This window comes from Yoonia sp. SWMV100 (genome assembly GCF_056108365.1).
In genome coordinates this window covers 462,719-473,195 of record NZ_JBWBAQ010000002.1, presented here as the reverse complement: position 1 = coordinate 473,195, position 10,477 = coordinate 462,719, and the positions used below count along the sequence as shown (strand labels likewise).

Below are 10,477 nucleotides of genomic sequence, written 5' to 3'. Positions count from 1 at the left end.
GGGGGCGCAGGTCACGGCAAAATTCGAGACAACGTATTCCGTGCCTGTCCGGTCGCTTTTGCATGGTCTGCGCGCCATCGGAGCACTATGTTGACCTTAACACGAGGGGAGAAACGCGATGACTGCGGACGATAACAGCGGTGTCTGGAAATCTGGCAAAGGCAAGGGGCGCCACACCCCCAAAGGCCGACAGCTGGACGATGTCGCTTGGGCGCAGGTGCAAGATTTATTGGGGGATCGCCCCCGCAAACGTGACCTATTGATCGAATTTCTGCACTTGATCCAAGATACCTATGGCCACCTGTCTGCGGCACACCTGCGCGCCTTGGCAGAGGAAATGCGGGTGTCGCAGGCCGAAGTCTACGAAGTCGCGACATTTTATGCGCATTTCGACGTTGTGAAAGAAAATGAAACCCCTCCGCCTGCTTTGACGATCCGTGTGTGTGACAGCCTGTCGTGCGAATTGGCCGGGGCGCAGCAGTTGAAAACCGCACTGCAAGACGGTCTTGACCCTGCGCAGGTCCGCGTATTGCGTGCGCCCTGCATGGGGCGTTGTGATACTGCGCCCGCGCTGGAAATCGGTCACAACCATATCGATCATGCGACCGTTGAAAAGGTGCAGGCTGCGATCGCCGCTGATGATACGCACGTGCATGTGCCGGACTACCAAACCTATGCGGCCTATGTCGCCGATGGCGGTTACAGTGTCTTGGCGGGTTTGCGCGAAAATGGCGACTGGGAGGCGGTGCAAGACACCTTGCTGGCGTCGGGATTGCGCGGTTTGGGCGGCGCAGGCTTTCCTGCGGGAAAAAAATGGGGCTTTGTGCGCGACAACCCCGGTCCGCGCTATTTGGCTGTGAATGGTGATGAGGGGGAACCGGGCACCTTTAAGGACCGGTTTTATCTCGAACGCACCCCGCATTTGATGCTGGAAGGTATGTTGATCGCCGCTTGGGCTGTCGATGCTGAAAAATGTTTCATCTATATGCGGGACGAATATCCCGCTGTCTTGGAAATTCTGCGCCTTGAAATCGCGGCGCTTGAGGCGTCAGGCATCGTTGCGCCGGGATATATAGATTTGCGGCGCGGCGCGGGCGCGTATATCTGCGGCGAAGAAAGCGCGATGATCGAAAGCATCGAGGGCAAACGCGGCATTCCGCGTCACCGGCCCCCTTTTGTGGCGCAGGTCGGGATTTTTGATCGACCGACATTGGTGCATAATGTTGAAACCTTGCTTTGGGTGGCGCGGGTCTGTCGCGAGGGGCCAGAAGTTTTGTCGCGCAACGAACTGAACGGGCGTGTCGGATTGCGATCCTATTCCGTCTCTGGGCGGGTCACGTACCCCGGCGTTTATCTCCTGTCGGCTGGATCGACGATCACTGATGTGATTGCAGCGGCTGGCGGCATGGCAGACGGGCACGTGTTCAAGGCATATCAGCCGGGTGGACCATCATCGGGTCTGTTGCCTGCCAGCATGCATGATGTGCCTCTGGATTTTGACACGCTGCAGCCGCATGACACCTTTATTGGATCAGCGGCTGTTGTTGTTCTGTCAGACCACGACAGTGCGCGGGGTGCGGCGCTGAATATGCTGCGGTTCTTTGAGGACGAAAGTTGTGGTCAATGCACCCCGTGCCGTGTGGGATGTGAAAAAGCAGTGAAACTGATGCAGGCGGACCGCTGGGATCAGCCGCTGCTGTCGGAATTGTGTACCGCGATGGCCGACGCATCAATTTGTGGGCTGGGGCAGGCAGCCCCCAACCCGATCAAACTGGTCATACAGCATTTTAGCGACGAAATTTAGCAGGGCCTTTTCAATCAAAGCCCAAGCGATTAGGTCATGAGGCACCAAGTACAAAGGCGTATGGATGTCGTTTTTCAAAAAGCTCAAAGACCGACTGTCGGGGTCATCGTCAAAAATTGACGCAGGGATCGATGCGATTGTCACTGATGCCGCACCGGCGCCCGTGGTTGACGCCACACCCGAAGTGGCCGCGCCAAAGCCGGGTATCTTGGGTCGTATGTTTGCGGGTGATCAAACCGCGGTCGTGCGGCGTGCGCTTGATGATGAAATGCTTGAGCAGCTTGAGGAATTGTTGATCAGTGCCGATATGGGCGTTGATACGGCATTGCGGGTGACGGCGAACATGGCCGAAGGCCGATTGGGCAAAAAACTGTCCGTTACCGAGATCAAGCAGGTATTGGCGGACGAAATCACCCGGATTATGGAACCCGTCGCACGTCCGATGCCGCTTTATGCGAAAAAGCCGCAGGTTGTATTGGTGGTCGGTGTAAATGGCGCCGGAAAAACCACGACCATCGGCAAACTGGCGAGCCAGTTTCAGGCGGCGGGCAAAAAAGTGGTGATCGCCGCTGGTGATACATTTCGCGCCGCAGCGGTGGAACAATTGCAGGTTTGGGGGGATCGCGCAGGGGTGCCGGTGATGACGGCACCACAAGGGTCAGACCCGGCCAGCCTTGCCTTTGACGCGATGACAAAAGCCGAGGCCGACGGCGCAGATCTGTTGATGATCGACACGGCCGGGCGTTTGCAGAACCGGTCTGACCTGATGGAAGAGCTTGCCAAGATCGTGCGGGTGATCCGCAAGAAAGACCCGGACGCGCCGCACAACACTCTTTTGGTTTTAGACGCAACAACCGGGCAAAACGCGATTCAACAAGTCAAAGTCTTTCAGCAGTTGGCCGATGTTTCGGGTTTGGTGATGACCAAACTGGACGGGACCGCAAAGGGCGGTGTGTTGGTGGCGCTGGCGGACCAGTTCGGCCTACCGATCCATGCCATCGGCGTGGGCGAGCAGATCGATGATCTGGCGCCATTTGACCCGGAAGAGTTCGCCGCCGCATTGGTTGGGATTTGAACGTGAAAGGGCTGATTTGTGCCGTTGCCCTGATGGCCTCACCCGCATTGGCCTATGATACGATGACCATCCAAATGTGCCAGAAAAGCCTGGCGGCGGGGGTGGATGCGGTTGTTCTTGATGCTGGGCTACGCAAGTCGCTGCATGGTTTGCAGGTCCAGCTTGACCCCGACGGGTGGTGCATGATCAACGGCGGGCAAGATCGATTGGGTCTTCCGGTGGACCAGATCGCGTTCCGATTAGACGGCGCACAGGCGTTTGTTGATGGAACTGGTGTACCTGTTGGTCTGGCTTTGCAGGTGTCAAACTGGCAAAGCTACGACATTAGCGCGGCGGTACGCCGATTGCCTGAAAGTGGCGCGTTGATGATTGAGCGTGCGGAAATGCGGGCCGCCGATGAGAGCGGAATTGCCGCGACGGCGGTTATCCAAGGCGCCTATTTCGGGACCGTAGCAAACCTGCAAAGCAGTCTTGCCGGCCTGCGGTTGGCAGAGCTTCAGGCGACAATGAATGTGAACCCGAAGCTGCTGGAAACACTTGGCGTTGATCTATCACAAGTCACACAAGAAACAGTTGATAACGCATTGCGTGACGTCCCCCGTTGGCAAGTCAGCACAGATAGCCGCACTGCGGTAATCGCATTTGCATCTGCGGGTGACGCGGCTTTCGGCAAGCTTGCGGTTGATCTCATGTTAGACCGTGGTGTGGGTTTTTTGCAGGCGATTATTCCTTTCACCGCGTTGTCGCGACAACCCAGCGATGACGACGTCGCGAAAGCCGTCGGGTTGGCGATGTCGGGTGTTTCTGTTGGGGTCTCATGGTCGGCGGGTCCATTTTGAATACGCTTGGTGAATGGTTAGTGTCGATCGCGGGGACACCTGAAGGTGCGCGTTTGGCAACGATCCTTGCGCTGGTGTCGGCAATTGCCCATGCGGTTTTTGGCGCGCTGCAAAAGGGGCGGTATGACCCGTGGTTGTCGCGCGGGGCGATCGATGCGTGGCTTGCGATTATTTCTGCGCCGGTCGCGCTTTTCTTGGTGCCATGGCCGAATGTGACGACCGTATTTATCCTTGCTGGCGCGATTGTTATACACTTAGCATACAAGCTAACAATGGCGATGGCCTATCAAAAGGCTGCGTATACAGTGGTTTACCCAGTGGTGCGCGGTACAGGACCACTGGTGACTGTATTTGCAGCGTCTGTTTTTTTTCACGAACACTTTAGCCCGGTGCAATGGGTCGGGGTGGCGTGTCTCTCTGGCGGCATCTTACTTTTGGCGCTGCGGAACCTGTCCGAAGAGGTGATTGACCTTGCCGCATTAAAGGTCGGGCTGCTGTGGGCGTTGGTTTGCGGTGTGCTGGTGGCCGTCTACACCACCTATGACGCCTATGGGATCAGGCAGTCAGCCGACCCTTTTACGTTTCTTGCGTGGTTTTTCTTTGTGACCTCGCTTGATATGCCGGTGATTGCACTGTGGCGGTATCGGCGCATGACGACCGCGATTGTGCTGCGTCCATTGGTTTGGCGTGGTCTGGCGGGCGCTTTGATCGCATGGGTCAGTTTCGGCGGTGTGATGATGGCAACGCGGCTGGACAAAGTTGGCGAAGCAGCGGTGCTGCGCGAAACATCTACGGTGTTTGCGGCATTAATCGGTTGGTTCATCTTGGGCGAAAAGGTCGGCCCACGGCGGCTGATTTTGATGACCATGGTTGCGCTGGGCGCCGTCATCGTAGAAGTGGGTGGTTAAAGGGGACCGCAATGGCCGAGAAGAAAATCAATCCAATCACCAAGCAGGTCCTTGAGTTAGGACCGACCTTTGCATTTTTCCTGCTTTATATGCGGATCAAGGAACAGACATACAATTTTGCCGGTGTGGATTATTCCGGATTCATTGTGGCCACGATCATCTTTATTCCCATTTTGCTTGGCGCGATGGGTGTGCTTTGGGCGCTGACTGGCAAACTGAGCCGGATGCAGATCTTCACGGCCTTCATGGTAATCTTTTTTGGTGGCCTGACGGCGTATTTCAACGATGAACGGTTCTTTAAGATGAAAACCAGCATCGTTTACGGGTTTATCGCCAGTATCCTATTGATCGGCTTGTTGCGCGGGCAAAGCTATCTTCAGTTGGTGATGGAGGAATTCCTGCCGATGGAGCGTGAAGGCTGGATGATCCTGACCCGTCGCTTGACGATGATGTTTGGCGCCCTTGGGGTGGCGAACGAAATCATATGGCGCACCCAGTCTACGGATCTTTGGGTCAAGCTTGAAACCTTTGCGTTCCCCGTCGCGCTCTTTGTCTTTTTATGGGTGCAAATTGTCGGGTTGCAGCGATACCTGATCGAAGAGCCGACGACCGAAGACTAACGCATTTCTGTAAATCGGAACCCCACTGTCCCGCGATGCGCACCCTGGCGTGCGTCGCGGCGGTAACGCAACGTGTCAAGTATGTCGTCGTTTATCTGCGGGCGAAATGTGACGCCCGCCTGTGCGCCAACGGCCCAAAGCACGGTGCCTTCGACCAGTCTGCCAAGCACATAAAACGAGATTTTCCCCCCACGTTGCAAATTCCGCACGCGTTCAAACCGCGCCCCATTATTGCTAATGTCGGCAACGATGGCTTGTTGGCTCCCTTGAGGTGTGCGGAGTTCGATTGGATATTGGGTCCGATAACGATGTGCCCGATGCTGCATAATATCACCTACATGTTCAATGAGGTACGGTTACAGCGCGTTGCCTAAGAATTGGTTACGCGCAGTATTTGAACAAAATTTTTTGCAGACCGGTTTTGATGCGCGGCGAAACCATATGGATCGGCAGGCCGTTCTTGACGTTGCGGCGCGTCGCGCCTATGAAATCCTTGTGGCGATTTGTTTCCAGATTGCGGGCCACTTGGTATTTTGCCGATGCGAAAGATCAGAAAATATGCCGCTAAAAAGGGTTGCGGTTTTACGCCTCGATACCTTTTCCCGGTGTCGGGGTTTTTTTAATGCGCAAACGCGCGGGGATATGACGATGAAGACTTGGAGCAAACGCACAAAAGCCGTTCACGCCGGCACACGCCGGAGCCAGTACGGCGAGGTCAGCGAAGCGATCTTTATGACGCAAGGCTTTGTTTATGAGACGGCAGAAGACGCCGAAGCACGGTTTGTGGCGCTGGGGGATGATGAATTTATCTATGCCCGCTATGGCAACCCGACTGTGCGGATGTTCGAAGACCGGATCGCCAGTTTGGTCGGCTACGAAGACTGCTTTGCCTGCACATCAGGGATGGCGGCTGTCACGGGGGCGCTGACCGCACTGCTGAAGGCGGGCGATCACGTGGTGTCGTCGCGGGCATTGTTCGGGTCGTGTCTTTATGTGCTGGAAGAGGTGTTGGGCCGCTTTGGCGTCGAGATCACGTTGGTCGATGGCATGGACAACACGGCATGGGATGCTGCGATCCGTCCCGACACCAAGCTGGTGTTTTTCGAAAGTATCTCAAACCCGACGCTCGAAGTTGTTGACATGGCCCATGTTGTTGCCGCTGCGCATGCTGTTGGGGCCGTGGTGGTCGTTGACGATGCGATGGCGACGCCGGTGTTTTCCTATGCGTCGGCGCTGGGCGCAGACATTGCCGTGATTTCGACAACAAAACATGTCGATGGTCAGGGGCGGTTGTTGGGCGGCGCAATTTGCGGATCGCGCGAAATGATCCGTGGCCCCATTGAAACCTATATGAAACATACCGGCGGCGCGATGAATCCGTTTACCGCTTGGTCGCACCTGAAGGCATTGGAAACGATTGACCTGCGCGTTCGCGCACAATCGGCTGCTGCCCTGCAGGTCGCCGAGGCGCTGCATGGCCATCCAAAGCTGACCCATGTCCGTTATCCGACGCATCAGGGCCACCCGCAAAGTGAATTGGCCCTGTCGCAGGCACCTTCAGGGGGCACTGTGTTGGCGTTCGAGGTGGCCGGTGGCCGCGACGCCTGTTTCCGGTTTATCAATGCGCTCGAGATTTTCACGATTTCCAACAACTTTGCGGATGCAAAATCGATCGTGACCCACCCGGCAACAACAACGCATCAGCGACTGCCGCAAGCGCAAAAGGACACCTTGGGAATTTCGATGGGCCTGATCCGACTTTCGGTTGGGTTAGAAGATCCCGAAGATTTGATCGGTGACCTGATGACGGCCTTGGACAAGGTCTGAGCAGAATTCCCCGCGTTTTGCGCGGGGAGCCTGCTATCGTTCCCGCAAGGAGATCCAACACATGACTGATCTAAAAGCTGACCTGCTGCGTATTTATCATGATATTGTTGGAAACTCGGGTGGCAAGTCCCATGTGAAGGGGATGCACCTGGCCAAAGAGGGCACTGATATGAACATGCATACGACTGATCTGGGGCGTGAACCAACCCGTGAAGATGCCGAAGCGGCGTTGGCTGTCCTGCGGCGCTGGGCTGGTGAAGTAACCCCCGAAGAAGTCACATTGCTTGATCCACTGGTGTCGCGGCTGATCCCAGGTCAAGAGGTGTCGAACTATCCTGCTTTGGCCCGCGCGTACCCAGAGGAATTTGAGGTGGACGAGGCATACAAGGCGTCGATGCCCGACCTGCAAAACGGGCCGTCCAGCCTGATCAAAGGGGCAAAACAGCAGATTCAACACGTCGGGATTTCGAATTTCCGACTGCCGATCCGGTTTCACACACGTGACAATGGCGATCTGACGCTGGAAACATCCGTGACAGGCACTGTGTCGCTCGATGCCGAAAAGAAAGGCATCAACATGTCCCGGATCATGCGTAGTTTTTATAAACACGCAGAAGAAACCTTTAGTTTCGAAGTGATTGAGCGGGCGCTTGATGCGTATAAAACCGATCTTGAAAGCTTTGACGCGCGTATTCAGATGCGGTTTTCCTTTCCGATGAAGGTGCAAAGCCTGCGATCTGGCCTGACTGGGTATCAGTATTACGACATCGCACTGGAACTGGTAGAGAGCGCGGGCGTGCGCAAAAAAATCGTGCATCTCGACTATGTTTATTCCTCGACCTGTCCGTGTTCGTTAGAATTGTCGGAACATGCGCGCCAGTTCCGGGGCCAATTGGCAACGCCGCATTCGCAACGGTCGGTCGCAAGGATTGCGGTGCTGTTAGAGCAGGGAAGTAACCTGCTGTGGTTCGAAGACTTGATTGACCGGGCGCGGGCGGCTGTGCCGACTGAAACGCAAGTGATGGTGAAACGCGAAGATGAACAGGCGTTTGCCGAACTGAATGCTGCAAATCCGATTTTTGTCGAAGATGCCGCACGGCTGTTTACCGAGCAGTTGCAAGAGGATAACCGGATTTCTGATTTTCGGGTGATCGCCAGCCACCAAGAAAGCCTGCACAGCCACGATGCTGTATCCGTGCTGACAGAAGGGCAGACGTTCGCATCCGAGAGCCTTGATCCACGGTTGTTTGCGTCGCTGTTTCATGTTGGCTAACGCCCAGACAAGGTGTGCGTGAGGCGCAAAAGCGCACCCGCACACCTGTCCTATTGGTTCAAAAATATCGCTTTTGCGGTGACAGTGTTGCGCGTATATTCGGCCATGCGCGAGCAGCGAACCGAATCAGCTTTGTCAGGGCGAAGTGCGGGGTTGCGAACAAGCGTTGTCTGCCCCCTCACATTTTTTACGGACGAAGATCATGGAACTGCGCTGCGTGTGGGTTTGCGAACCCGCGTGTACGACCCACGTGAGTGGCCCTGTTAGTGTTAAGTTTTGTGAATGGCCTCGCTAAATGGCAACCACATTTACGTGGTTCTATATGGGGACATCCACGACCCAGCTTGATCCGACCGAAGGCAATACTGTTGTTGAGAATGCGAACTCTACCGCGTTCATTGGAAAAACCTTTGGTACCGCTGGCGACCCGCTTTACAATCATATCTCGTCAGCAACGCTGATCGACAGGGGCGGCACCGCTGGCGCGCTTGAAGTGAACAACAGCCTGTCCAACGACCAATTTACGACCAATATTGGCGCGGGCGTCCAGACGTTCACGTATGATGCCAGTATCATTTATGATGCGACAATCACCTATGCGAATGGCACAACTGCCACCGTAACCGCCGTTATTGTCCAAAGCACGACGGGGCAGTTGTTTTTTGCCCCCGATCGGACAGCAAACCCGGCACCTGACACCGTGGCCTTCGAGGCGTCACCCATTGTGTCTGTGCGCCTGATCAGTGTGCACGACAACGTCACGTCGTTTTCTGGACTTGATATCAACCGCATCGTGACGGGCTTTGATGATGGCTATATTGACGGAACGTCAGGCAACGATCTGATCAACGGCAGCTATATCGAACCGATCGCGAATGGCACCGACCGCGTCGACAACGGTGATGGTATTTCCAGCTCTGGAACCGGGTGGCAGGATGATCGCATCCGTGCCGGTGCAGGCAATGACACGGTCTATTCAGGGTTGGGCGATGACAATGTGGATGGCGGAACCGGTGCCGATTTTATCGATGGTGGCGCCGGTAATGACACGCTTTATGGCGGTGCAGGCGTTTTCACGGATACTATTTATGGCGGCGACGGGAACGACAACATTGATGGTGGGGATGGTGACGACCTGCTGTTTGGCGGCGCGGGGAACGACACCATCATCGGTGGGAACGGCAATGACATCATTAATGGCGACAACGGCAATGACACGATCACAGGCGGGACTGGCAACGACATTATCACAGTGGGTCTGGGGGACACTGCCACTGGCGGTGCCGATGCAGACAGATTTACGCTGGACTTTGGCCAGACCAGCAGCACTGGCTCGCTAACTATCACGATCAATGGCGGCACTGATGGTGTCGACAATGATACCCTCAATCTCACGGGGCATGGCGCATTTACGGTGGCTACGACCTTGGATGCGGATGGGGATTCGCGCAGTGGTACTGCGACATACGCCAATGGTCAGACCGTTCACTTCACTGAAATTGAAAACCTGATTGTGTGCTTCGCACAAGGGACGCGGATAAAATCCGAAGGTAGTGAGGTCGCGATTGAATCGCTTAGTGTTGGCGACAGGGTTATGACGCGTGACCATGGATTGCAGACAATACGCTGGATCGGCGCACGCAAGGTCAGCGCGCAAAAACTTGCAGCATATCCCAACCTGCGCCCGGTCCGGATTAGCGCGGGCGCGTTGGGCGCGGGCGTGCCTTCGCGTGACCTGTTGGTGTCGCCGCAACACCGGATCGTCGTGCGCTCCAAGATTGCAGTGCTGATGCTCAAAGCGCCCGAGGTGTTTGTGGCGGCTAAAAATTTGGTCGGTCTTAAGGGGGTTTCTATCGCCGCCGATCTGCCAGAGGTCATCTATTTCCATCTATTGTGTGATAAACACGAGATTATCGAAGCTGAGGGCGCATATGCGGAAACGCTTTACACCGGGACAGAGGCGATGAAGGCGATGTCGCCGCAAGCTGCCGCAGAAATCGCAGTGATCTTTCAAGGGGCGCCATTTTTGAACCCACCACTCGCGCTGCCCGCGCCCAAGGGACATCAGGCCCGCAAGCTGGTTGCCCGGCACATCAAAAATGAACGGGCAATGTACAGCAGGTTGTGACCC

General features: G+C 55.7%; 9 protein-coding genes. 8 read left to right on the top strand and 1 reads right to left on the bottom strand.

The features are described 5' to 3' along the window. Positions 1–118: 118 nt before the first annotated feature. The 5 genes from ACXJGX_RS02400 to ACXJGX_RS02380 all read left to right on the top strand — a co-directional run bounded on the left by ACXJGX_RS02400 (position 119) and on the right by ACXJGX_RS02380 (position 5,246). The gene (locus ACXJGX_RS02400; RefSeq protein WP_474778536.1) at positions 119–1,804 is read left to right on the top strand and encodes an NAD(P)H-dependent oxidoreductase subunit E; all 1,686 of its coding nucleotides are present in this window, start codon (positions 119–121) and stop codon (positions 1,802–1,804) included. A 64-nt stretch (positions 1,805–1,868) separates the two neighbouring features. Next, complete coding sequence (gene ftsY / locus ACXJGX_RS02395; protein WP_474778535.1) at positions 1,869–2,879, top strand: signal recognition particle-docking protein FtsY; 1,011 nt, start codon at positions 1,869–1,871, stop codon at positions 2,877–2,879. Positions 2,880–2,881: 2 nt separating this feature from the next. Then, positions 2,882–3,718 carry a hypothetical protein gene (locus tag ACXJGX_RS02390; protein ID WP_474778534.1) on the top strand — a complete coding sequence of 279 codons (837 nt, stop codon included), beginning with the start codon at positions 2,882–2,884 and terminating at the stop codon, positions 3,716–3,718. Then, a complete protein-coding gene (locus ACXJGX_RS02385; RefSeq protein WP_474778533.1) occupies positions 3,697–4,626 on the top strand; it encodes an EamA family transporter in 930 nt (309 codons plus the stop codon). Before ACXJGX_RS02390 ends, ACXJGX_RS02385 begins: the two co-directional genes overlap by 22 nt. 11 nt (positions 4,627–4,637) lie before the next feature. Then, complete coding sequence (locus ACXJGX_RS02380; protein WP_474778532.1) at positions 4,638–5,246, top strand: inner membrane-spanning protein YciB; 609 nt, start codon at positions 4,638–4,640, stop codon at positions 5,244–5,246. Here ACXJGX_RS02380 and ACXJGX_RS02375 read toward each other — a convergent pair. Next, positions 5,243–5,572 carry a PilZ domain-containing protein gene (locus ACXJGX_RS02375; protein WP_474778531.1) on the bottom strand — a complete coding sequence of 110 codons (330 nt, stop codon included), beginning with the start codon at positions 5,570–5,572 and terminating at the stop codon, positions 5,243–5,245. The two genes, ACXJGX_RS02380 and ACXJGX_RS02375, sit on opposite strands and share 4 nt — an antisense overlap. Positions 5,573–5,894: 322 nt before the next feature. Between ACXJGX_RS02375 and ACXJGX_RS02370 the strand changes: the two genes are divergently transcribed. The 3 genes from ACXJGX_RS02370 (at position 5,895) to ACXJGX_RS02360 (ending at position 10,474) form a co-directional block, all read left to right on the top strand. Next, positions 5,895–7,073: an aminotransferase class V-fold PLP-dependent enzyme gene (locus tag ACXJGX_RS02370; RefSeq protein ID WP_474779168.1), complete on the top strand. Its 1,179-nt coding sequence runs from the start codon at positions 5,895–5,897 to the stop codon at positions 7,071–7,073. 169 nt (positions 7,074–7,242) lie between these two features. Then, entirely contained in the window at positions 7,243–8,346 is a 1,104-nt protein-coding gene (gene folE2, locus ACXJGX_RS02365; protein ID WP_474779166.1) for a GTP cyclohydrolase FolE2, read from the top strand. A gap of 295 nt (positions 8,347–8,641) precedes the next feature. Next, complete coding sequence (locus ACXJGX_RS02360) at positions 8,642–10,474, top strand: Hint domain-containing protein (RefSeq protein WP_474778530.1); 1,833 nt, start codon at positions 8,642–8,644, stop codon at positions 10,472–10,474. Positions 10,475–10,477: the final 3 nt, after the last annotated feature.

Coding starts and splice junctions, on each gene's coding strand:
- ACXJGX_RS02375 (WP_474778531.1), bottom strand. CDS start 5,572: ATGCAGCATCGGGCACATCGTTATCGGACCCAATATCCAATCGAACTC.
- folE2 (WP_474779166.1), top strand. CDS start 7,243: ATGAACATGCATACGACTGATCTGGGGCGTGAACCAACCCGTGAAGAT.
- ACXJGX_RS02400 (WP_474778536.1), top strand. CDS start 119: ATGACTGCGGACGATAACAGCGGTGTCTGGAAATCTGGCAAAGGCAAG.
- ftsY (WP_474778535.1), top strand. CDS start 1,869: ATGTCGTTTTTCAAAAAGCTCAAAGACCGACTGTCGGGGTCATCGTCA.
- ACXJGX_RS02380 (WP_474778532.1), top strand. CDS start 4,638: ATGGCCGAGAAGAAAATCAATCCAATCACCAAGCAGGTCCTTGAGTTA.
- ACXJGX_RS02385 (WP_474778533.1), top strand. CDS start 3,697: ATGGTCGGCGGGTCCATTTTGAATACGCTTGGTGAATGGTTAGTGTCG.
- ACXJGX_RS02370 (WP_474779168.1), top strand. CDS start 5,895: ATGAAGACTTGGAGCAAACGCACAAAAGCCGTTCACGCCGGCACACGC.
- ACXJGX_RS02360 (WP_474778530.1), top strand. CDS start 8,642: ATGGCAACCACATTTACGTGGTTCTATATGGGGACATCCACGACCCAG.